The 23,152-nt window shown below is 52.0% G+C and carries 26 protein-coding genes; 23 read left to right on the top strand and 3 right to left on the bottom strand.

Annotation, left to right across the window (positions count from 1 at the left end):
* Positions 1-115: 115 nt before the first annotated feature.
* Positions 116-3,010: an Rne/Rng family ribonuclease gene (locus tag ACTHTS_RS06040; protein WP_440369523.1), complete on the bottom strand. Its 2,895-nt coding sequence runs from the start codon at positions 3,008-3,010 to the stop codon at positions 116-118.
* Positions 3,011-3,524: 514 nt separating this feature from the next.
* Between ACTHTS_RS06040 and ACTHTS_RS06035 the strand changes: the two genes are divergently transcribed.
* Both ACTHTS_RS06035 and ACTHTS_RS06030 read left to right on the top strand, forming a co-directional pair.
* On the top strand, positions 3,525-4,511 hold the full coding sequence (locus ACTHTS_RS06035; protein WP_440369522.1) for an RluA family pseudouridine synthase: 987 nt from the start codon (positions 3,525-3,527) through the stop codon (positions 4,509-4,511).
* Positions 4,512-4,521: 10 nt separating this feature from the next.
* A complete protein-coding gene (locus ACTHTS_RS06030; protein WP_440369521.1) occupies positions 4,522-5,172 on the top strand; it encodes an HAD-IA family hydrolase in 651 nt (216 codons plus the stop codon).
* 65 nt (positions 5,173-5,237) lie between these two features.
* Here ACTHTS_RS06030 and ACTHTS_RS06025 read toward each other — a convergent pair whose 3' ends face one another.
* Positions 5,238-6,044, bottom strand: coding sequence for a DNA ligase (locus tag ACTHTS_RS06025; RefSeq protein WP_440369520.1), 807 nt, complete (start codon positions 6,042-6,044; stop codon positions 5,238-5,240).
* Positions 6,045-6,155: 111 nt separating this feature from the next.
* Here ACTHTS_RS06025 and ACTHTS_RS06020 point away from each other — a divergent pair, with 111 nt between their 5' ends.
* The 9 genes from ACTHTS_RS06020 to ACTHTS_RS05980 all read left to right on the top strand — a co-directional run bounded on the left by ACTHTS_RS06020 (position 6,156) and on the right by ACTHTS_RS05980 (position 13,541).
* On the top strand, positions 6,156-6,794 hold the full coding sequence (locus tag ACTHTS_RS06020) for an MBL fold metallo-hydrolase (protein ID WP_440369519.1): 639 nt from the start codon (positions 6,156-6,158) through the stop codon (positions 6,792-6,794).
* 459 nt (positions 6,795-7,253) lie between these two features.
* Positions 7,254-7,769 (top strand): outer membrane protein assembly factor BamE, encoded by a 516-nt coding sequence (locus ACTHTS_RS06015; protein ID WP_049332857.1) that lies wholly within the window; start codon positions 7,254-7,256, stop codon positions 7,767-7,769.
* Between the two features lie 8 nt (positions 7,770-7,777).
* Entirely contained in the window at positions 7,778-8,206 is a 429-nt protein-coding gene (locus tag ACTHTS_RS06010; RefSeq protein ID WP_049332858.1) for a hypothetical protein, read from the top strand.
* Positions 8,207-8,507: 301 nt separating this feature from the next.
* On the top strand, positions 8,508-9,725 hold the full coding sequence (locus tag ACTHTS_RS06005; RefSeq protein WP_440369518.1) for an MFS transporter: 1,218 nt from the start codon (positions 8,508-8,510) through the stop codon (positions 9,723-9,725).
* Between the two features lie 164 nt (positions 9,726-9,889).
* Positions 9,890-10,549 (top strand): amino acid ABC transporter permease, encoded by a 660-nt coding sequence (locus ACTHTS_RS06000; protein ID WP_440369517.1) that lies wholly within the window; start codon positions 9,890-9,892, stop codon positions 10,547-10,549.
* Complete coding sequence (locus ACTHTS_RS05995) at positions 10,539-11,207, top strand: amino acid ABC transporter permease (protein ID WP_049344971.1); 669 nt, start codon at positions 10,539-10,541, stop codon at positions 11,205-11,207. Before ACTHTS_RS06000 ends, ACTHTS_RS05995 begins: the two co-directional genes overlap by 11 nt.
* A 1-nt stretch (position 11,208) precedes the next feature.
* Positions 11,209-11,940: an amino acid ABC transporter ATP-binding protein gene (locus ACTHTS_RS05990; protein WP_440369516.1), complete on the top strand. Its 732-nt coding sequence runs from the start codon at positions 11,209-11,211 to the stop codon at positions 11,938-11,940.
* Positions 11,941-12,015: 75 nt separating this feature from the next.
* Entirely contained in the window at positions 12,016-12,870 is an 855-nt protein-coding gene (locus ACTHTS_RS05985; protein WP_070837101.1) for an amino acid ABC transporter substrate-binding protein, read from the top strand.
* 215 nt (positions 12,871-13,085) lie between these two features.
* Positions 13,086-13,541, top strand: coding sequence for a four-helix bundle copper-binding protein (locus ACTHTS_RS05980; RefSeq protein WP_440369515.1), 456 nt, complete (start codon positions 13,086-13,088; stop codon positions 13,539-13,541).
* Positions 13,542-13,603: 62 nt separating this feature from the next.
* Here ACTHTS_RS05980 and ACTHTS_RS05975 read toward each other — a convergent pair whose 3' ends face one another.
* Positions 13,604-14,137, bottom strand: coding sequence for an acyltransferase (locus ACTHTS_RS05975; RefSeq protein ID WP_440369514.1), 534 nt, complete (start codon positions 14,135-14,137; stop codon positions 13,604-13,606).
* Between the two features lie 280 nt (positions 14,138-14,417).
* Here ACTHTS_RS05975 and rpmE point away from each other — a divergent pair, with 280 nt between their 5' ends.
* From rpmE to ACTHTS_RS05915, 12 genes are all read left to right on the top strand, one after another.
* Positions 14,418-14,633 carry a 50S ribosomal protein L31 gene (gene rpmE / locus ACTHTS_RS05970; RefSeq protein WP_003681847.1) on the top strand — a complete coding sequence of 72 codons (216 nt, stop codon included), beginning with the start codon at positions 14,418-14,420 and terminating at the stop codon, positions 14,631-14,633.
* A gap of 235 nt (positions 14,634-14,868) precedes the next feature.
* Positions 14,869-16,527: an ArnT family glycosyltransferase gene (locus ACTHTS_RS05965; protein ID WP_440369513.1), complete on the top strand. Its 1,659-nt coding sequence runs from the start codon at positions 14,869-14,871 to the stop codon at positions 16,525-16,527.
* A gap of 138 nt (positions 16,528-16,665) precedes the next feature.
* Positions 16,666-17,553 (top strand): hypothetical protein, encoded by an 888-nt coding sequence (locus ACTHTS_RS05960; RefSeq protein ID WP_440369512.1) that lies wholly within the window; start codon positions 16,666-16,668, stop codon positions 17,551-17,553.
* Between the two features lie 222 nt (positions 17,554-17,775).
* A complete protein-coding gene (locus tag ACTHTS_RS05955) occupies positions 17,776-18,576 on the top strand; it encodes an ABC transporter ATP-binding protein (RefSeq protein WP_070632722.1) in 801 nt (266 codons plus the stop codon).
* Positions 18,577-18,641: 65 nt separating this feature from the next.
* A complete protein-coding gene (gene mlaE, locus ACTHTS_RS05950) occupies positions 18,642-19,418 on the top strand; it encodes a lipid asymmetry maintenance ABC transporter permease subunit MlaE (RefSeq protein WP_440369511.1) in 777 nt (258 codons plus the stop codon).
* A gap of 49 nt (positions 19,419-19,467) precedes the next feature.
* Positions 19,468-19,962, top strand: a complete 495-nt coding sequence (gene mlaD, locus ACTHTS_RS05945; RefSeq protein ID WP_003748012.1) for an outer membrane lipid asymmetry maintenance protein MlaD — start codon at positions 19,468-19,470, stop codon at positions 19,960-19,962.
* Positions 19,963-19,994: 32 nt separating this feature from the next.
* On the top strand, positions 19,995-20,585 hold the full coding sequence (locus tag ACTHTS_RS05940) for an MlaC/ttg2D family ABC transporter substrate-binding protein (RefSeq protein ID WP_003681817.1): 591 nt from the start codon (positions 19,995-19,997) through the stop codon (positions 20,583-20,585).
* A 63-nt stretch (positions 20,586-20,648) separates the two neighbouring features.
* Positions 20,649-20,927: an STAS domain-containing protein gene (locus tag ACTHTS_RS05935; RefSeq protein ID WP_063069089.1), complete on the top strand. Its 279-nt coding sequence runs from the start codon at positions 20,649-20,651 to the stop codon at positions 20,925-20,927.
* On the top strand, positions 20,924-21,751 hold the full coding sequence (locus ACTHTS_RS05930; RefSeq protein ID WP_440369510.1) for an MlaA family lipoprotein: 828 nt from the start codon (positions 20,924-20,926) through the stop codon (positions 21,749-21,751). The genes ACTHTS_RS05935 and ACTHTS_RS05930 overlap by 4 nt, the downstream gene beginning before the upstream one ends.
* Before the next feature lie 114 nt (positions 21,752-21,865).
* Complete coding sequence (locus tag ACTHTS_RS05925) at positions 21,866-22,228, top strand: hypothetical protein (protein WP_003681812.1); 363 nt, start codon at positions 21,866-21,868, stop codon at positions 22,226-22,228.
* On the top strand, positions 22,228-22,611 hold the full coding sequence (locus ACTHTS_RS05920) for an acyl-CoA thioesterase (RefSeq protein WP_293203756.1): 384 nt from the start codon (positions 22,228-22,230) through the stop codon (positions 22,609-22,611). Before ACTHTS_RS05925 ends, ACTHTS_RS05920 begins: the two co-directional genes overlap by 1 nt.
* The gene (locus ACTHTS_RS05915; RefSeq protein WP_293203755.1) at positions 22,608-23,096 is read left to right on the top strand and encodes a peroxiredoxin family protein; all 489 of its coding nucleotides are present in this window, start codon (positions 22,608-22,610) and stop codon (positions 23,094-23,096) included. The genes ACTHTS_RS05920 and ACTHTS_RS05915 overlap by 4 nt, the downstream gene beginning before the upstream one ends.
* Positions 23,097-23,152: the final 56 nt, after the last annotated feature.

The following is a 23,152-nucleotide window of genomic DNA, read 5'->3' as shown; positions in this document are numbered from 1 at the left end:
TTAACCATGAAGCAACCACTCATAGCAAATACAAAATAATAAGTGGCTTGCTCCCTCTCAACCAATAAAAAAGCCCGATGCGTTCAACATCGGGCTTTTAACTGGAAAACCAATCTTAGTCTTTGCGTGTTTCCACCAAAATCATTTCGATTGCTACATCTTCCACTTCTACTTTAGGCACATCCGAACGGCGTGCTTTAGCGACCGGTTCAGGTTGTGGCTGCGCGGCAAAAGCGGCAACGGCTTGCGGATCGGTTTCAACGAAAATCAAATCGCCCAAGCTCTCAGGTACAACGATTGCGACAGGCGCTGCTTCAGCTGCGGCCTCAGTTTGCGTTGCCACAGTTTCAGTTGCCGCTTCAACCGGTTCTGCGACTTCTGCAACGGCAGTTTCATTCGGAGATAATACCGCGGAAATAGCTTCTTTGACGTTGCTGACGGCAGAAGCAAGCAGGGCTTGTTCGGCATCAGCGCCTTCAGTTTGCGCTATGGCAGGCTCGTCTTCGCTTTCAATCGCAAATACGAATGGCTCTGCGCTGGTCACTTCAGGCTCGGATACCACAATCACCAGTGGCTCGGCTTGGTCGCTTTCAGAAGACAATGTCGCATTTGCAGCTTCAACCGTTTCGTTCAAACCCAAAACATGCGCTACGGCAAAGAGTACTTTGTCGGCGGTATCGGTAATGTTCAGGTATTGCTCGATTTTTGCCGAAGACGGAATATTGCGTTTTTTGCTGTTGGAACGGCGGTCGTTGCGGTTGTTGCGCTGACGGTTGTTGCGGTCGCGTCCTTGACGGCCATTGTTTTTCACACCCTCTTCGCTGCGGGCGTTGTCGTCCGCTTCGACTTGCGCCTGTTCGCCATCGGCTTGAACGTTCACGTCCTCAACACGGTTTTCCGCAGGTTGATGACGGTTGCGCTCGTTGCGGCCGTTGTTGCGGCGGCGTTTATTGCCGTTTTGTTCCGCTTGGTTTTCAGACGGCATCTCAGCCAGTGCAGCCACTTCTTGAACATTTACGTCTTCAACCACTTCCTCAACACGGTTGCGCTCGTTGTTGCGATCATCGCGGCGGTTGTTGTTACGGTTGCGGTTGCGGCGGGTGTCTTTACGCTCGTCGTTGCGGCTTTCGTTTGATTTGTTTTCTTCAACCTTGCTGTCGGCAGCTTCGGCATTCACTTCGCGCACTTCGACTTTGCTGCCGTCGTGTTTGTTATTGCGGCGTGGATTTTGACGGCGGCTGTTTGAACGGCGGTTGCTGTTTTGGCTACGGTTGGTTGTAGTGCGTTTTTCGGCAGGCTCTGGAGCAACTGCGGCAGGTGCAGGCTCGCCGCCGAAAATGCGTTTCAACCAAGCTTTGAAGCTGTCCCACCAAGAGGCTTTTTTCTCAGGGGCAACGGTCGGTGCAGGCTGTGTATGGCGTACTCCTTTGACAGCCGGCTCAGGACGGGAAGCTTTGGCTTTTTCGCTGCCGAAAGGTTTGGCGGATTCGTCTTCTTCCGGCTCGGCAACGCGTTTGTAGCTCGGTTCACCGTCTTCTTCTACGTCATCAATGCGGATGCGGTTGATTTCGTAGTGCGGGTTTTCCAGATGGATATTCGGAATCAGGACGACGTTGACGTCCAAACGCTCTTCCATCGCAAACAGCTCGGCGCGTTTTTCGTTCAACAGGAAGGTGGCGACATCGACGGGTACTTGTGCATGCACTTCGCCAGTGTTGTCTTTCATCGCTTCTTCTTGAATGATGCGCAAAACGTGCAGGGCGGTGGATTCGATGCCGCGGATGACACCGGTACCGGCACAGCGCGGACACGCAACATGGCTGCTTTCGCCCAAAGCCGGTTTCAAACGTTGGCGGCTCAATTCCAAAAGGCCGAAACGCGAAAGTTTGCCCATTTGCACGCGGGCGCGGTCTTTTTTGAGTGCGTCGCGCAGGACGTTTTCAACATCGCGTTGGTGTTTCGGATTTTCCATGTCGATGAAGTCGATGACGACCAAACCGCCCAAGTCGCGCAGGCGCATTTGACGGGCAACCTCTTCGGCGGCTTCCATATTGGTTTTGAACGCGGTGTCTTCAATGTCAGAGCCGCGTGTGGCACGCGCAGAGTTGACGTCGATGGAAACCAGGGCTTCGGTGTGGTCGATCACAATCGCGCCGCCGGAAGGCAGGCTGACGCTGCGTGAGAACGCGCTTTCGATTTGATGTTCGATTTGGAAACGGGAGAATAGCGGCGTGTGGTCTTGATAGAGTTTCAGACGGCCTACATTGCTCGGCATGACGTAGCTCATGAACTCGGCAACTTGGTCATAAACTTCTTGATTATCCACCAAAATCTCGCCGATATCGGGACGGAAATAGTCTCGAATCGCACGAATCAGCAGCGAGCTTTCCATGAAGAGCAGGTAAGGGTCATGATGTGCTTTGCCTGCTTCTTCAATGGCTTGCCAGAGTTGTTTGAGGTAGTTCAAGTCCCATTCCAACTCTTCCGCACTACGGCCGATACCAGCAGTACGGGCAATAATGCTCATGCCGTTCGGAATGTCGAGTTCGGCCATAGCGGCTTTCAACTCTTGACGCTCTTCGCCTTCGATACGGCGGGATACGCCGCCGCCGCGCGGATTGTTCGGCATCAATACCAAATAGCGGCCGGCCAGGCTGATGAAAGTAGTCAGTGCCGCGCCTTTGTTACCGCGCTCGTCTTTTTCGACTTGGACGATAACTTCCATGCCCTCTTTGAGCACGTCCTGAATACGCGCCCTGCCGCCTTCGTAATCGCGGAAATATGAACGCGATACTTCCTTAAACGGCAAAAAGCCGTGGCGGTCGGTTCCGTAATCGACGAAACACGCTTCCAGCGACGGCTCGATGCGGGTAATGATACCTTTGTAGATATTGCCTTTACGCTGTTCTTTGCCCAGCGTTTCGATGTCCAAGTCTAAAAGATTTTGGCCATCGACAATGGCAACGCGCAGCTCTTCGGCCTGCGTTGCGTTGAATAACATTCTTTTCATAGTCACCTCGTGAACAGCGGCCGTTTGATTTGTGAATATCTTTTTCAGACGGCCTGTCTGTCCGGTTGGCACTCTTCAAAGGCAAGATGGGAAAATCCCCGTGTAACCAGTATTTGATTTGAAATCCGCAAGGTTGCATGCTTGAGCTCAAGCCATGTGCGGACGGATTCAGATAAAGAAGGAAATAAAGAACAATGCGGCGGAAAGGTTGATGGTTCCGCTGCCGTCCGAATGCTGATGCTTCGGACAAAATAAGGCAGCCTACATCTTCTTATTATCGTAGCGCCGGTAATTTCGGACGGTGCTGCGCAGACTGCGTCTTACGCCCGGCCGGACGGCAGGTTCAATTCAAACTTAATTACGGGATTGCGTTTGCCGGCTTTGAACAAACACAAGGAAATGCTTTGCGGAGTGCGTTTTTAATATAAAATCTCGTTTTAACAATAAATCCGTTTCAGACGGCCTGCGACGGCAGGTTCGGGTCCAGAAACGGACGTTTGGGATTATAGAGAAAATGCACGCAATACGCAAAGATTCAGTCAGCCTGATTGCCGTTGCCGAACACGAGGAAGGCCAACGCCTTGATAACTATCTGATAAAAATCCTCAAAGGCGTCCCGAAAAGCCATATCCACCGCATTATCCGCGCCGGCGAAGTGCGGCTGAACAAAAAACGCTGCAAACCCGACACCCGCATTCAGGCAGGCGATACCGTCCGCATTCCGCCGATACGCATCGCCGAAAAACAAAGGCCGTCTGAAAGCCAGGCCGCGCCTGCGCGCGAGTTTGACATCATTTACGAAGACGATGCGCTTTTAGTCATCAACAAACCGTCCGGCGTTGCCGTCCACGGCGGCAGCGGCGTGAGCTTCGGCGTCATCGAACAAATCCGCCGCGCCCGTCCCGAAGCGCGTTATCTCGAACTCGTCCACCGCCTCGACAAAGACACCAGCGGCCTCTTGATGATTGCCAAAAAACGCAGCGCCTTGGTGAAACTGCACGAAGCCATCCGCAATGACCATCCGAAAAAAATCTATCTCGCGCTGGGTGTCGGCAAGCTGCCGAACGACCGCTTCCACGTCAAGCTCCCCTTGTTCAAATACACCGGCGCACAAGGCGAAAAAATGGTGCGCATCAGCGAAGACGGCCAATCCGCCCACACCATCTTCCGCGTGTTAAACCGTTTTTCAGACGGCCTTTTGCACCAAGTCGGCTTATCCGACCTGACCTTTGTCGAAGCCACCCTAAAAACCGGCCGCACCCACCAAATCCGCGTCCATCTGCAATCGCAAGACTGCCCCATTGCCGGCGACGAACGCTACGGTGACTATCAAGCCAACAAACGCCTGCAGAAGCTCGGTTTGAAAAGAATGTTCCTGCACGCTTCCGAGCTGCACCTCGCCCATCCGCTGACCGGCGAAAAACTGATTCTGAAAGCCCCCCTGCCGCAAGAATTGGCGCAATTCGTTTTAATGTTGGAAAATCAGGAAAAGGCCGTCTGAAAGGAAAACCATGAAACCCAAACTTATTATTTTCGACTGGGACGGCACGCTTGCCGACACCACCAACCCCATCATCCACACCTTTCAGCAAAGCTTTGCCGATTGCGGCCTACCCGTTCCCGAAGCCGACCAAATCCGTCCGCTCATCGGATACAGCCTGTCCGGCATCATCCGCCGCCTTGCCCACAACGTCAGCGAACACGTTCAGGAAACCCTGATCGAGACCTATGCCGCGCACTACCTCAATCCCAACAATCACAACATGACCCTGTTCCCCGAAGCCCTACCCTGCCTGCAACGCTTGAAGCAACAAGGCTATTGGCTTGCCGTAGCGACCGGCAAAGGCCGCAGCGGACTGGATAGGTCCATCGAGCAAACCGACACCCAAGCCTTTTGGCTGGAAACCGCCTGCGCTAGCGAATATCCGTCCAAACCCGCGCCCGACATGGTACTCGCCCTCTGCGACCGACTGGGTGTTGAGCCGGAAGAGGCCGTCGTCGTCGGCGACACCACCCACGACCTAGAAATGGCCGCCAATGCCAAAATCCGCGCCATCGCAGTCACCACCGGCGCACATACCGCCCAACAGCTTTCCTCCCTGCCCCATGTCGCCATGCTCAACAGCTTGGCCGAATTGCCTGATGTATTGGAAACCTTATAAAAATCTATACAACATCTATATGAAAGGCCGTCTGAAACCTATTTTCAGACGGCCTTTAATTTGTTTTATCGATCCGAGCGCACCCTGACAAATGTTGCAAATTTCGGCGTTCCCTTTTGCGTAAAACCACGATAACGGTAAGTAATCAGCGCACCGATTTTCGGCGGATGGTCGCGGTCTTTATCCTTAAAACCGCTGCCGATACGAAACTCGCCATATTGGTTTTTGCATCCTACCGCACCCAAACGCCCGACATTGCGCCCTTTGCCCTCATAATGACGCGTCACCGTACATTCATCATCATATTCACTTTTCAGCTTCAACAGCTGCCCATTTCTACCGCCTGCATAACGGGCTTCAGGTTGACGCAGCATCACACCTTCCCCACCCAGCGCTTCGACTTGTTTCAAAAAATCCAAAGCATGCTGTTTGTCGCGCACCTTGACTTGCGGAATAACCGTAAACCGTGCCGACGGGTGTGATTTCAGCCATTTCGAAGCCGTTTCCAACCGCTGATACAGATTACCCTGCGCCTGCGGCACATCAAAAACATGCAAGCGGATGCCGTCCCAATTTCCCGAGGCAGAACGCACCGTCGCGGAAATTTGCTCAAACCGCCCTCGTCCGCTGTACAACTCACCATCCATCGGAAACGGCGGAAAACCTGCTGTAAAACCTTTGGGCGGTGTAAACGCATAACCCTGACGACTGACCAGCTGCCTGCCGTCCCAATACGCGCGTACGCCATCCAACTTTTCACTCATGGCCCAACCGGAAATATCTTGATTTTTATATTCCTGCGCCAACAACAAATCTGCACCAAACACCGCAGAGATGAAAGAAGCCGCAAAAATCGGTATCATGGTTCGCATTACATTATTCATAAGACACTCTTCCAGACTTGCTTTTTATTATATATGCATAATAACAAAAGGCCGTCTGAACCGTAAACAACATTAAATAAGCATTTCCTAGGAACACCCATGGCACTCCAATTTGAAATCAACGCCGTTACCCCCTTCCGTCAAAACTGCACGCTGATTTGGGATGACGAAACCAAAGAAGCCGTTTTGACCGATGTCGGCGGCGACGTACCCTATTTATTGCAACAAGTCCAAAACAAAGGCCTCAAGCTGACCGCCATTTGGCTGACTCACGGCCATCTTGACCACGCAGGCGGCGTGGTTGAGCTTTTAAAAACCTGCAACGTACCCGTTCTCGGCCCGCACAAAGACGATGAATTCCTGCTCCAAGCCCTTCCGCAAACGACGGCGCAATACGGCTTCCCCGTTTCTCCGTCATTCACGCCGACACACTGGCTGGAAGAAGGGGAAACGCTCAAGGTCGGCAACCACAGCTTCCAAGTCCTCCACATTCCCGGCCACACTCCCGGCCAAGTCGTTTTTTACAACGCTGAAAACGGTCTTTTAGTCGCAGGCGATGTTTTATTTTATGAGACCGTTGGTCGCACAGATTTTCCGCGCGGCAATCATGATGACCTCATAAACAATATCTGCGCTAAACTATTAACCCTGCCCGAAACCACGCAAGTTATAGCCGGACACGGCCGCATGACCAGCATCGGGCATGAGAAAAGGTACAATCCGTTTCTGGTCCGTTAATATGAATGTTGTATAAAGCCAACATTCTGGCATACACAGATTATGCGTATAAAGGAAAACTGGCATACAATTTGCAGGGATAACACCCGAAAGATTAAGTACCTAATCTCCGGCAAATGCCAAAATGAACTAAAGCACAAAGATAACAAGGTATTACGCAATACAACCTGATTTATCGAAAACCGGACATCTCTAAACCCCAAGCCTTACTCGCAGTGAAATTGTTACAAAGTGACAATAAATGTCAGTCAGGCCGTCTGAACGGTTCTGCCGACTCAGGCGGATACAACGGAGATGAGGCGCAATGCCCTGCCGGAATGTGCCGATGTTCTGTTTGTCAAACCGTCGGGTACATCTTTAAGAAGCACAACATTATTTGGGTAAACCGGCAAACTCGCTGCCGGCACTAACAGGCCGTCTGAAAAGTTCGGCTGGTAAAATCAATAAAAGGATTATCAAATGAAAAAAATCGCAAAAGTGGGCTTCGTCCTGCTGGCTACCGGCCTGCTGGCCGCCTGTGCTACTAAGAGCAAAATCACTCCTGAAGGCACTACAGACGAACCACGCTTCCCTAAACCTTACTCCCTGACCTTCAACAAAGACCGCGGTACATTCCCGACTTTTGACGAGCTGGATCAAATGCGTCCTGGCCTGACCAAAGACGACATCTACAAAATCCTCGGCCGTCCTCACTACGACGAAGGCATGGTTGGCGTGCGTGAATGGGACTACCTGTTCCACTTCTACACCCCAGGCGTAGGTGTTGACCCTGAAAACACTTCCGGCGTTGAAGGCATCACTACTTGCCAATACAAAGTGATCTTCGACAAAGACAAATTTGCACGCAGCTTCTTCTGGAATCCAGTATTCCCTAAAGATGCTGTATGTCCTCCTCCAGCACCTACACCTAAACAAGAGCCTCAAGTGATCATCCGCGAGATCATTAAAGAAGCTCCTAAACGTATCCGTCAATAAGGACAAATTTGAAACGGATCCTATTGGGTATAGCCTTGGCAGCAGGTCTGAATTCTTTGGCCGCTGCCGATGCTGTCAGTGACTATATCCAGCGTAAAAAAGTTGTGGTCAATACAGCTAAGGCGGAGCTTTGCTTTGCCGATGACGGTCAGTGCCATCCGGTACTGATTGGCAAGACCACTCCGAAAGGCAAATTCAATATGACGCCGATGATGACCAGCAAACCGGGTTACGGTGGCGAGGTTATCGGCTTCAAAGAAGAAAATGACTTTCTGTTTGCGTTACACAGGGTATGGACGCTCAAGCCGCAGGAAAGACGCATGGAACGCATCGCTTCTCCTCATGTGGCCGACCGCATCATAACCAATGGTTGTATCAACGTACAAAATAATGTGTACGAAAAACTGCGTCAGTATTTCATTCTGGAAATCATCTGATGTAAGTCAGTCAAACAAAGGCCGTCTGAAACTTTTCAGACGGCCTTTCTTCTCAAACGAAAATTCAACGGCAATTTGCTTGCTCCGTCAGTACCAAACAAAGAATATTTGACCGCTTCATCCTCAATTCATCCTCAAAGCCATATCATTTTTTACCATATCCAAAGAACCAACGGTTATTTATGCCGTTTCTCGCCCAATGGTAGAATCGCGCGTTTATATATCGGCTCACCGAGAAATCAAATAAATAATATAGTGGCAGGAATAGCTTTTATTCCCTGCCCCCTTACACACAAACATCATGACCGATTCTTCTGCCAAATTACCCAATTTGTGGCTGCTGATTGCCGCTGCCGCCTCCATCCTGCTGATTACCATCGGCATGAGGATGACTTTAGGGCTTTTTGTCCTGCCCGTCGTTAACTCTACCGAATTGAGCATGACCCAGTTCAGCCTGATTATTGCCGTTTTCCAATTGATGTGGGGCATATCGCAACCCTTGTCCGGCGCGTTGGCCGACCGCTTCGGCGCGTTTAAGGTTTTAGCCGGCGGTACGGTTCTATTGATTGCCGCCTGTCTGATGGTACCGCAAATGCCGACTTATTGGGGGCTGATGCTGGGTATCGGTTTATTGTTGGCATTCGGTACGGGTTCGGGCGGATTTTCCATCATTATGGGACAGGTCGCCGCCAAAACGCCGCCTCATCGGCGTGGCTTGGCTTCCGGCTTGGTCAATGCAGGCGGGTCCGCAGGGCAATTTTTGTTCGCGCCGCTGGTTCAAGGTTTGATTGCCCTCCCCCACGTCGGCTGGACGGGGACATTTTATGTTTGGGCAGTCATTGCCATCTTGATTTTGCCGATTTCTTGGTGGCTGGCCGGCGGCAAACATGCTTCTCACACCGTCCATACCGACAACGGCGGCCAAACCCTGAAGCAGGCCGTCTGCAAGGCTTTCGCCAACCGCAGCTATATCTTGCTGCATTTGGGTTTCTTTACCTGCGGTTTCCACATCGCCTTTTTGGTTACCCACCTACCGACCGAAATTTCACTTTGCGGCCTCCCCGCTACGGTCGCTTCGACCTCCATTGCCATTATTGGTTTGGCAAACATCGCCGGCTGTATTTTTTCAGGCTGGTGTACCGGCAGATTTTTGGGCAAATACGTCCTCTTCGGTTTATATGCTTCGCGTGTCGCCATGATATTGATTTATCTGGCCGCACCTAAAACCGATTTGAACTTCTATCTTTTCGCCGCCAGACTCGGTTTTACTTGGCTGGCAACCGTCGCCCCCACCGCCGCCATTACCGGCAAACTTTTCGGCACGCGCTACTTGGCCACCCTCTTCGGATTGACCATGTTGAGCCACCAAATTGGCGGCTTTTTGGGTTCGTACATCGGCGGCATCGTCATCACGCACTTCAACGATTACGGCTGGATGTGGTACGCCGACGCAGTCTTGGCAGGCGCGGCCGCCCTGTTGAATTTACTGATTCATGAACAGAAAGCGGCTGCCGCCTGACGCGGAAACCTTGACATTTCAAGGCCGTCTGAAACGTTTCAGACGGCCTTTGCCTTATTCCATTTTTTGTGTTTTATCCACAATCGATATTCCTATCCATTATTTAACACTCTCTTACAAACCCGTTAAAATACTGCCTTTATCATGCTGATTGTCTGACTCTGATGAACTGGTCTTATCTGATCGATGCCATCCCTAAATTTGTCGATGCGGCAAAGCTGACGCTGGAATTGTCGGTATATGGCGTCGTTTTGTCGTTGCTGTTCGGCCTGCCCGTTGCCGTGGTTACGGCATACCGCATCCGCCCCTTCTACGCATTGGCACGCACCTATATCGAGCTGTCGCGCAATACGCCCCTGCTGATCCAATTGTTTTTCCTGTATTACGGCCTGCCGAAAATGGGCATTAAATGGGACGGTTTCACCTGCGGCGTGATCGCACTGGTTTTCTTGGGCGCAAGCTATATGGCGGAAGCCATCCGCGCCGGTATTTTGGCTGTCCCCAAAGGGCAGATCGAAGCGGGCAAGGCCATCGGTTTGAGCCGCTTTCAAGTGTTCCGCTATGTCGAATTGCCTCAGGCATGGGCGGTCGCCGTTCCTGCCATCGGCGCAAACGTATTGTTTTTGATGAAAGAAACATCTATCGTCAGCGCGGTCGGCATTGCAGAATTGTTGTTCGTTACCAAAGACATCATCGGCATGGACTATAAAACCAACGAAGCCTTGTTCCTGCTGTTTGCCAGCTACCTGATCATCCTTCTGCCCGTTTCGCTTCTGGCGCGCTGGGCAGAAAACCGCGTACGGAGTGCAAAATATGGTGTTTGACTGGCTGTTTGAAGGACAAAACGCGGCACGCTTGGGCGAAGGCTTATTGCTGACGGCGCAGATTTCCCTGGCCTCCGTTGCCGCCTCCTGTGTATTGGGTACGCTGTTCGGCTTGGTTTTACGTTCGCGCAACCGGCTCATCCGCTTTATCGGACGATTTTATCTCGAAACCATCCGAATCGTGCCGATTCTGGTGTGGCTGTTCGGCCTGTATTTCGGCCTATCCGTCTGGACAGGCATCCACATCGACGGATTTTGGGTCTGCGTCTGGGTATTTACCATGTGGGGCATCGCCGAAATGGGCGATTTGGTCCGCGGCGCATTGGAATCGATTGAAAAACACCAGGTCGAATCAGGCCTAGCACTCGGCTTGAGCCGCGGGCAGGTATTCCGCTACATCGAGCTGCCGCAAAGCATCCGCCGCGTATTGCCCGGCGCCGTCAATCTGTTTACGCGCATGATCAAAACCAGCTCGCTCGCCTCCCTTATCGGCGTCATCGAAGTCGTCAAAGTCGGCCAGCAAATCATCGAAAACTCGCTGCTGACGCAACCCAATGCTTCATTTTGGGTTTACGGCCTGATTTTTATGCTGTATTTCTTCTGTTGCTGGCCGCTGTCGCTGCTGGCGGCAAAACTTGAACAAAAATGGGAACACTGACATGGCTTTACTGAGCATCCGCAACCTGCACAAACAATACGGCAACGTAACCGCCATTCAATCCTTAGACTTGGACTTGGAAAAAGGCGAAGTCATCGTACTGCTGGGCCCGTCCGGCTGCGGCAAATCCACCCTCCTGCGCTGCGTAAACGGTTTGGAGCCGCACCAAGGCGGCAGCATCGTGATGTATGGAGTCGGCGAATTCGGCAAAGACGTTTCCTGGCAAACCGCCCGGCAAAAAGTCGGCATGGTCTTTCAAAGCTATGAACTGTTTGCCCACATGACCGTCATCGAAAACATCCTCTTAGGCCCAGTGAAAGTACAAAACCGCAACCGTGCCGAAGCAGAGGCACAAGCCGACAAACTGTTGGAACGCGTCGGTCTGCTCGACCGCAAAAACGCCTATCCGCGCGAACTCTCCGGCGGCCAGAAACAACGCATCGCCATTGTCCGCGCCCTGTGCCTGAATCCGGAAGTCATCCTGCTGGACGAAATCACCGCTGCACTCGACCCCGAAATGGTGCGCGAAGTCTTGGAAGTGGTTTTAGAACTCGCCCATGAAGGCATGAGCATGCTCATCGTAACCCATGAAATGGGGTTTGCCCGCAAAGTTGCCGACCGCATCGTCTTCATGGACAAAGGCGGCATCGTCGAATCGTCCGACCCCGAAACCTTCTTCTCCGCCCCCAAAAGCGAACGCGCCCGCCAATTCTTGGCAGGCATGGACTACTGATTTTATTTTCAGGCCGTCCGAACCCTTTTTCAGACGGCCTCCACTTTCAACCAAACATTTGAAAAGGAAACACTCATGCAATTGAATGCCAAATTCAAAGCCCTCCTCGCCTCCGCCGCCATCGCCGTCGGCCTGACTGCTTGCGGAGGCGGCTCCGGCGATGCCCAATCTTCACAAAGCAGTGGCGCGGCAACCGTTGCCTCCATCAAAGAAAAAGGCGTCATCCGTATCGGCGTATTCGGCGACAAGCCTCCGTTCGGCTATGTTGACGCCAACGGCAAAAACCAAGGCTTTGACGTTGAAATCGCCAAAGACCTGGCCAAAGACCTGCTCGGCAGCCCCGACAAAGTCGAATTCGTCCTGACCGAGGCCGCAAACCGCGTCGAATACGTCCGTTCCGGCAAAGTCGACCTCATCCTCGCCAACTTCACCAAAACACCCGAACGCGCCGAGGCCGTCGATTTCGCCGATCCTTACATGAAAGTGGCCTTGGGCGTAGTTTCCCCCAAAGACAAACCGATTACCGACGTTGCGCAATTGAAAGACCAAACCCTTCTGGTCAACAAAGGCACCACCGCCGACGCCTTCTTCACCAAAAACCATCCTGAAGTCAAACTGCTGAAATTCGACCAAAATACCGAAACCTTCGACGCACTGAAAGACGGCCGCGGAGTAGCACTCGCCCACGACAACGCCCTGCTGTGGGCATGGGCAAAAGAAAACCCGAATTTTGAAGTCGCCATCGGCAACCTCGGCCCTGCCGAATTCATCGCCCCAGCTGTTCAAAAAGGCAACACCGACCTCCTGAACTGGGTCAACGGCGAAATCGCCGCCATGAAAAAAGACGGCCGTCTGAAAGCCGCCTATGAAAAAACCCTCTTGCCCGTGTATGGCGAGAAAGTCAAACCGGAAGAATTGTTGGCAGAATAAACCGACTATTTTCTCGGCAAAAAGTCACTTGACCGTATTTCAGCTATCCGATTTGTGATTGATTTAAACAAATATCATATCTAACAACAGGCCGTCTGAACGTGCTATCGATACCTTCAGACGGCCTGTTGTTTAAAAACGAATAACATGATAACCTTTTAATAACGGATGAAATAATTCGTCCGATATTTCTACAAAGCAAAAAGGAAACTATGATGAACCGTCGTCAATTTATCGGCAGCGCCGCTGCTGTCTCTCTCACCGCCGCCGCTTCTTTCGCCCGCGCTCACGACCATGCCGGCCATGCACACCATGCCGGTCACGCACATTCTGCACCACGCGCCTACGAAGCTGCGCGCAAAGCCGCCGCACATTGCGTTGAAGCCGGTCAAATCTGTTTGGCACACTGCATTGCCCTGTTGAGCACAGGCGATACTTCCATGAAAGACTGCGCAACCGGCGTTAACCAAATGTTGGCACTGTGCGGCACCTTGCAAAACCTTGCCGCCCAAAATTCACGCCTGACTCCGTCTTTGGCGAAAGTATGCATCGAAGCCTGCAAACAATGTGCTGCCGCCTGCAAAGAACACGCCGGCCACCACGCCGAGTGCAAAGCCTGCTACGAATCTTGCTTGGCTTGCATTAAAGAATGCGAAAAAATTGCCGCTTAAGCACTATTGAAAAAAGGCCGTCTGAATTTCAGACGGCCTTTTATTTTGCTATTTTGTTTACGCTATTCGGCTGCAAGCTCTTGCTCATCGAGCAGATTTTTCCGAACAATCGCAGGATTGCCCGCAGCCACGCAATAAGGCGGCACATCTTTGGTCACCACCGAACCTGCGCCGATTACCGCGCCCTTGCCGATGGTAACGCCGCCCATGATAATCGCACGCCGACCAATCCAGACATCGTCTTCAATCACAATCGGGCGGATGTCCGTATAGCCTTCAAAGCTGCGGGTTTCAGGGTTGAATTTGTGGTTGGTCGAATAAAACAGGCATTCCGGCCCCATCATCACGTTCTTGCCGAGGGTCAAACCGCGGCAGATTTCGCAATTTACGCCGATGCCCGAATTATCGCCGACTACTGTATCCGGAAAGACGTATCCGCCTTTTTCAATATTGACGTTTTTACCGATGTTTGGAGAAATGCACGCAGCCAAAGCAGCACGGAATTTTTGCGCAATCCGGCCGAATGGTTTGCAATAAGACGGAGGCAACATTCCTCCCCAAACACGCAAAATGCACGTCAATATCCTTTTCCACATTGATTCCGTCTCCTGTTCGTACAAGCGTAAATATTATTCAGACTATTATTCTTCTTAAAGTTTCACATCTAGAGGAGGTTTTACATCCTCTTTTCAGTGAGATTACAATCTGACCGCATAATGTTTGGTTCGAGAGTCTATTCTAAACTGTTCTTGTCTGTTGCGAAACTGCCCTGCTACAAAATATCCTCTTGACGAAACAGCCAAAAATAGCGAAAATTCCACGCTTAACTGAAGTACAGGCAAAATCCCTGTGCCCGCTTAATCGAAAGGAAATCAAATGAAACAAGGTATTCACCCGAACTACCACGAAATCAACGTTACCTGCTCTTGCGGCAACAAATTCGTGACCAAATCTGCAATGGAAAAAGACAGCTTCAACGTTGAGGTTTGCTCTCTGTGCCACCCTTTCTACACCGGTACTCAAAAAATCGTCGACACTACCGGTCGTGTGGACAAATTCAACAACAAATTCGGCAACCTGTTCAAACGCTAATTGCCGCTTTGTCAAAAAGACTGCTTCGTGCAGTCTTTTTTGCATTCAGGCCGTTTGAAACATTTCTTTCAGACGTCCTGAGCCTTTTGTCGTCAACCGAATGCCATATCATTCCAAACACCCGATAAAAACGAGCCGTCAGCATTATTTTACAAAGCTCTCCGGTCCGGCATGTCGCGCAAACCCGTCAAACCCTGTACCATTGCTATTCAAACCAACCGTTTTTTGACCTTCCATGCTGACTTACACACCGCCCGATCCGCGCCGCCCCCAAAAAACCCATGAAAAACCATGGCTTCTGCTGCTAATGGCCTTTGCTTGGCTGTGGCCGGGCGTGTTCTCGCATGACTTATGGAACCCTGCCGAACCCTCCCTCTTTACCGCCTCCGAATCCATGAAAAACGGCGGCAGCCTGCTGGTTGCGCAAATCTTCGGCCAACCCGATTTCACCATCTCCCCTGCTTTTTTATGGGCGGCAACCGCATTCCAAACCCTGTTTTCGCCTTGGGCGGCCGATGCCTATGATGCCGCACGTTTTGCCGGCGTGGTATTTACCGCCATCGGACTGACCGCCTGCGGTTTTGCCGGTTTCAACTTTCTCGGCAGACACCACGGCCGCAGCGTTGTCTTAATCCTTATCGGCAGCATCGGTTTGCTGCCCATCGCCCACTTCCTCAATCCCATGTCGGCCGCTTTTGCAGCGTTTGGATTGATTCTGTGCGGCTTTTCACTGGCACGCCGCCGCGTCATTATTGCCATTTTGCTGTTGTGCGGCGGCTGGGTTTTACTCTCCCTATCCTCAGGCTATCTGCTGACCGCGGCCATGATGTTTTTGGCACTTGCCCTGTCGTTCCATTCCACTTGGCAAAGCAAACGCTATCTGCTGACTCTGATTGGCACCATCGTCGTTTCCCTGCCCCTGCTGATTCTGTATCCGCTGGTTTTATCCAAAACCAATCCAGAATGGTTTGATATTTGGTTCAACCATTATTCCTTAGGCATATTCGGCGGTTTCCATCAGATTCAGACGGCCTTCAACCTGCCCTATTATCTGAAAAACCTGCTGTGGTTTACCCTGCCTGCTTGGCCGCTGGCAGCATGGACGCTCAGCCGCACGCGTATCCACGATAAAAACTGGGGCATTCTGAGCCTGTCGTGGCTGGTTATCATGACAGCCCTGCTCGCCATCAACCCGCAACGCCTACAAGACAACCTCGTTTGGCTGTTGCCGCCACTCGCCCTGCTCGGCGCGGCACAACTGGACGGACTGCGTCGCGGTGCAGTGGCATTTATCAACTGGTTCGGCATCATGGCATTCGGTCTGATTGCCGTCTTCCTGTGGCTGGGCTTCTTCGCCATGAACTACGGCTGGCCTGCCAAACTGGCCGAACGTGCCGCCTATTTCAGCCCGTATTACATCCCCGACATCGACCCGATTCCAATGGCCGTCGCCCTGCTGTTTACCCCGTTATGGCTCTGGGCGATTACGCGTAAAAACATCCGCGGCCGCCAAGCCGTGACCAACTGGGCGGCCGGCGTTACCTTGGCTTGGGCTTTACTAATGACCCTGTTTTTACCGTGGCTCAACGCCGCCAAAAGCCATGCGCCGGTAGTACACCAAATGGAAGCCGCGCTTTCTTCCGAATTGAAACAGAAACTTTCAGACGGCCTCGAATGTATCAGCATCGACGGCCAAGACCAGCGCACACGCATCGCGTGGACACAATACAGCCATATTAAAACCACGACCGACAACCCATCCTGCCGCTACCGCCTTATCCGCCAAGCCGCCAACATCGGCGCACCTTCGGGTTGGCAAACCTTGTGGCAAGGCGCAAGACCGCGCAACAAAACCGAAACTTTCCTATTGCTGGAAAAAACTGCGATGCAATAAATCACACCAGCCTCAAAACTGAACATTCCCAGTCCAACAAAGGCCGTCTGAAAGAACTTTTATCCTTTCAGACGGCCTTTGACTCACTTTAACACCGCTTCCCGTACAATGGCCCTTTTCCCTTATCTACCTAAAAACATGAAACCCAACCGCCTTTTGCCCCTCGTCCTCTTATTGACCGCCCTCTCCGTCCATGCCAAAGATTTCATTATCTACGACCGCATGGACTATGTCGGCAAACCCGACCTTACTGCCGACAAACTCTCCAAAGTGTTCTTGGTTTACGAAAGCGAGCTGGTCAAACCCGATCCGACGGGCAAACGCAAACACGGCGTACTCAACGAAGCGCGCATCCGTGAATTGGCCAAACAATCGCGCCGCGAAGGCTACCGTACCATTTCTACCGACATCGAAAGCTGGTTTGCCGAAAAAGACGGCCAGCTGCTGACACCCGACGAATTGAAAACCGACTTCGCGCGGATGTACCAAATCTTCAGAGAAGAAAACCCGCGCGCCTTCATCAGCAACTACGGCATGCCCTCCGAACACCTGCACGGCATCCGCCACTACCGCCCCAACGTTGACAACGAAGCCATCTTGGCCAAATGGCGGCAAGTCAGCAAACGCCGTGCGCCCACCGCCGCCATCAGCGACTATGCCAATCCTGTGTTCTACATCACTTCCCCCGATTTGGTGCAATGGGAAAAAGACGTGAAAACCGCCGTTGATGACATCCACCAACGCTTTCCCAACAAAAAAATCATCGGCTACATCTGGCCGCAATATTATTCGGCCACCAACAGCCCTTATTTCAAACAATTCATCGACCCCGTCCGCTGGCGCAAAATGCTTGAAATCAGCAAAAAATACACCGACGGCGTGATTATCTGGTCGGACAAGCGCGATGAAAACAACCAAATCGTGCGCTGGAACGATCCACGCATTCAAGCCACGATGAAAGCAACTCAAGCCTTCATCAATGCCAATGCAAAAGAAATCAAGGTAGAAGGTTTGCAGAAATATTAAAAATAAGGCGGGCATGTTTGCCCGCTTCTTTATATACCTACACATCTGTCTGTATGTTTGACACAACATACGACAAAACGACCGTAGCACCAACGCTTCTGCATTCTTTCACACGTTTTTACCCGTTATTCCTAAGCGCAGGCCGTCTGAAAATTGCCCGAATATCCAATACCCTTTACAATACTCGTAATTAAAATACATTTTTCGACACCCCTCTCCTGCATGAGTTCCACACCCTTCATCGAAATGAAAGACGTTGCCTTCGCATATGGCGACCGTCCTATTCTGAACAACATCAACTTCAGCATTCCACAAGGCAATTTCGCCGCCGTAATGGGTGGTTCAGGCAGCGGTAAAACCACGCTGATGCGCCTGATTACGGGTCAAATCCGCCCGCAATCGGGCAAAGTGCTGATTGAAGGGCGTGATTTGGCCGCATTTTCAGCGCAGGAGCTGTACGAACACCGCCGCCGCATGGGCGTTTTGTTCCAACACGGCGCATTGTTCACCGACTTATCCGTCTTCGACAACATCGCCTTCCCCATGCGCGAGCTGACAGATTTGCCCGAAGCGGTCATCCGCGATTTGGTGGTGTTGAAACTGAATGCAGTCGGTTTGCGCGGTGTTGAAAACCTGATGCCTTCCGAGCTTTCCGGCGGTATGTCGCGCCGCGTCGCCCTCGCGCGTACAATTGCGCTCGACCCTGAAATCATGTTGTACGACGAGCCTTTCACCGGCCTCGACCCGATTTCGCTGGGCGTCATCGCCCACCTCATCAGCCGCGCCAACAAAGCCCTGCGCTCCACTAGCGTAATGGTAACGCACGACATCGAAAAATCACTGGAAATCGTCGATCAAGTGATTTTCCTGGCACACGGCGAAATCATGTTCTCCGGCTCACCCGAAGAAATGCGCGAACTCGACTCGCCTTGGGTACGCCAGTTTGTCGGCGGTTTGGCAGACGGCCCCGTCGCCTACCGCTATCCGGCGCAAACGACTTTAAAACAAGACTTGCTGGGCTGATGTTCAGACGGCCTGAAACTTAAACAAGGCCGTCTGAAAACCATTTAACCAATCAACTGAAATCTATGAATTTTATCCGTTCCGTCGGGGCAAAAACCCTCGGCTTCATCCAATCGCTGGGCAGCATTACGCTGTTTTTCCTGCAGATCCTGGCCAAATCAGGTACGGCGTTTGCCCGCCCGCGCCTGAGCATCCGCCAGGTTTACTTTGCAGGCGTGTTGTCTGTCCTGATCGTTGCTGTGTCCGGCCTGTTTGTCGGCATGGTATTGGGCTTGCAAGGCTATACGCAGCTGGCAAAATTCAAATCCGCCGATATTTTGGGTTATATGGTTGCCGCTTCCCTGTTGCGCGAATTGGGTCCTGTATTGGCGGCGATTCTGTTTGCCAGCAGCGCGGGCGGTGCCATGACCAGCGAAATCGGCTTGATGAAAACCACCGAGCAGCTTGAAGCAATGAACGTGATGGCGGTCGATCCTGTGGCACGCGTGGTTGCGCCACGCTTTTGGGCAGGCGTGTTTTCCATGCCTTTGTTGGCTTCGATTTTCAACGTTGCCGGTATTTACGGCGCGTATTTGGTCGGCGTCGAATGGCTGGGTTTGGACGGCGGTATTTTCTGGTCGCAAATGCAAAACAACATTACCTTCCATTACGACGTACTCAACGGCTTAATCAAATCCGCCGCTTTCGGCGTAGCCGTTACGTTAATCGCCGTACATCAGGGCTTCCACTGCGTACCGACTTCCGAAGGTATTTTGCGCGCCAGTACACGCACAGTAGTGTCTTCCGCCCTGACCATCCTCGCCGTCGACTTTATGTTGACCGCGTGTATGTTTACCGACTAAAGGCCGTCTGAAACGACACTTGAAAAGAATGAAACAAGGACAATAGCACATGAAAAAAAATGCTTTGGAATTTTGGGTAGGACTGTTTGTCTTATTGGGCGCGGCCGCTATCGGCTTTCTCGCCTTCCGCGCCGCCGGCGGACAATCGTTCGGCAAATCCTCTCAAACCTACACCGTCTATGCCGATTTCAGCGACATCGGCGGCTTGAAAACCAACGCGCCAGTCAAATCCGCAGGCGTACTGGTGGGTCGCGTTGCCTCTATTCAGCTCGACCCTAAATCCTATCAGGCAAAAGTCGCCCTCAATCTGGACAGCCAATATCAGTTCAGCAGCGACGTTTCCGCACAAATCCTGACTTCAGGCTTGTTGGGCGAACAATACATCGGCCTGCAACAAGGCGGCGATACCGATTCTTTGGCAGCAGGCGACACCATTACCGTCACCAGCTCCGCCATGGTTTTGGAAAACCTTATCGGCAAATTCATGACCAGCTTTGCCGAGAAAAACGCAGATGGTGAATCTGCCGGTCAAAACAAACAATAAACACATATCCACTCAATATTCAGGACACTCCCATGAAAAAAACTTCCTTCATCAGCGCATTGAGCATCGGCGTATTGAGCATCAGCATGGCATTTGCCTCTCCTGCCGACGCAGTCAACCAAGTCCGTGAAAACTCCGTTCAAGTGCTGAAAATCCTCAACAGCGGCGATGCCAACACTGCACGCCAAAAAGCTGAAGCCTACGCCATCCCTTACTTCGACTTCCAACGCATGACCGCTTTGGCCGTCGGCAACCCATGGCGTACTGCAACTGACGCACAAAAACAAGCGTTGACTAAAGAGTTCCAAACCCTGCTGATCCGCACCTACTCCGGCACCATGCTGAAATTCAAAAACGCCAAGGTCAACATCAAAGACAACCCAGTCGTAAACAAAGGCGGTAAAGAAATCGTCGTCCGCGCCGAAATCAACGTTTCCGGCCAAAAACCGGTCAACATGGACTTCACCACCTACCAAAGCGGCAGCAAATACCGCGCATATAATGTCGCAGTCGAAGGCGCAAGCTTGGTTACCGTATACCGCAACCAATTCGGCGAAACCATCAAAGCCAAAGGCATCGACGGCCTGATTGCCGATTTGAAAGCCAAAAACGGCGGCAAATAATCCACCCCCGCACCATGCCGCCTGATCTTCAGATGGCATGGTGCCTTACATCATAAAGACACCATGCAAACAGAAATCCGCAACGGCACGCTCTACATCAGCGGCGACGTTACCGTCAAAACCCTGACTGCCTCCGCCTTTGCGCGCTACGAACAACAATGCCGTCTGAAAGAAACAGACAACATAGACTTCAGCCAAGTAGGCAAAGCAGATTCAGCCTGCGTTTCCCTGCTGCTCAACGCTCTGCGCCGGACAGACAAAAAACCGACCATTCAAAACATTCCCGATTCCGTCCGCGCACTGGCCGAACTTTACGAAATCAAAGACTGGTTGCAATCATGAAAAAAACCACCGCTTCCCTTTGCCTCATCATCAGCCTTGCCTCCGCTCCCACACTTGCCGAACGCAATCCGGCCGACCCTTACGAAGGCTACAACCGTACCGTTTCCAAGTTCAACGACAAAGCAGACAAATACGTCCTTTCCCCTGTCGCACGCGGTTATCGCAAAGTAACGCCCAAACCGGTGCGTACCGGCGTGAGCAACTTCTTCAACAACCTGCGCGATGTCGTCAGCTTCGGCAGCAACGTTCTGCGCCTTGACGTCAAACGCGCCAGCGAAGACCTCGTCCGTGTAGGCATCAACACCACCTTCGGCCTTGGCGGTTTAATCGACGTAGCCGGTGCAGGCGGCGTACCCAGCAATAAAAACACCCTCGGCGACACCTTCGCCTCATGGGGCTGGAAAAACAGCAACTACTTCGTCGTCCCCCTACTCGGCCCGTCTACCGTACGCGATACCGTCGGCAACGCCGTCACCACCATCTATCCGGTTAAAAACGCCGTCTTCCACACCAGAGCAGGACGCTGGGGCACAACCGGCCTGCAAGCCATCAACACCCGAGAAGAGCTCCTCGACCTGACCGACAGCCTCGAAGGCGCAGCCATCGACAAATACAGCTACACACGCGACCTTTACATGAAAGTCCGCACCCAACAAACCGGCGGCACGCTCCCTCAAAGCGAAGACGACAACATCGACATCGATGACTTGGTGGACAGCAATGCCACTTCCGAACCGGTAGCAACACCCCAAACCGCTCCGGCAGAAATCCCCGATACAGCCAATCCCCAAACCCTGTATCAAACACCATCAGAAAACCCCTGATTGTTCCCAAAAATAAAGGCCGTCTGAAATTCAGACGGCCTTTATCCCCCAAAAGATAGCCAGTCTACCACCTTTGCTATATCATTCAACTATACAGAAACCAAGGAAAACACCATGTACGAAGTCAACCGCAGCGTCTTCCTGCTTATCCCCCTCGATCCTTTTTGGAACTGGCTGAAATCCCTGCCCGGCAATCACCTAGACGGCCTGACGCTTGAAGATATCCAAGCCGATGCCAATTCCTACCTCGTTCGCCCGTGCGAAACCGCCGACGAAGTATGGGACGAAATCGAAGCGCGTTTTGAAGATATTTTTGCTGCCGAATTGGCCGACTGGTGCGAAGACGAAAGCGAATGGCCGGATTTGGACGCCGACATTTTCAACGAATGGTTCGACATCCAACTCTCCACCGTAATTACCGACCTTGAACACGAACCAATCGCACGTGAAGAGTTCCAACCCATCAATCTCAACTGATGAAACTGACCGTCCGCAACTACCACCTCGACGGCTACGGCCACGTCAACAATGCGCGCTATCTCGAATTTCTCGAAGAAGCGCGCTGGACGTTTTTTCAAGAGCATGACCTTCTGTCCGAACTCAAAGACATCATGCTCGTTGTTGCACGTGTCGATATCCGCTATCGCCGCCCGTCGCTTGAAGGCGATGTTTTAACCTTCACAGGCCGTCTGAAAGACATCGGCACACGCCACATCATCCTCAGCCAAACCGCAACCCTGCCCAACGGCAAAGCCGCCATCGAAGCCGAAGTTACCCTTATGCCCGTCAGCAGCGAAAGCGGCCGCAGCATCAGCGTTCCCCAAACCTTAGCACACGCAATTCAAAATCTCGAATCATGAAAAAAATACTCACACTCCTTGTCATTGCCACAATTGGCGCGCTTCTTGCCTTTGTCCTTATCCCCAGCAACAAAGCTGCCCCTGATTTCGCCCTGCCCGACCTGCAAGGCAAAACCATTACCAACGCCGATTTGAAAGACAAAGTTACCCTCATCAACTTCTGGTTTCCCTCCTGCCCCGGCTGCGTGAGCGAGATGCCTAAAATCATCAAAACCGCCCAAGATTATCAAGGCAAAAATTTCCAAGTCCTCGGCATTGCCCAGCCCATCGACCCTATTGAGAGCGTCCATCAGTACGTCAAAGAATACGGCCTTCCTTTCACCGTCATGTACGATGCCGACAAAACTGCCGCAAAAGCCTTTGGCACACAGGTTTACCCGACTTCTGTCCTGATCGACAAAAACGGTAACATCCTCAAAACCTACGTTGGCGAACCCAATTTCACCCAACTCTACCAAGAAATCGACCAAGCCCTCGCCCAATAAATCCAAGGCCGTCTGAAACCATATTTCAGACGGCTTAAAACCGAAATATCCTTTAT

The organism is Neisseria sp. P0019.S003, assembly GCF_051957115.1.
GTDB lineage: Bacteria > Pseudomonadota > Gammaproteobacteria > Burkholderiales > Neisseriaceae > Neisseria > Neisseria flavescens_D.
This window is presented reverse-complemented; position numbering and strand designations above follow the sequence as displayed.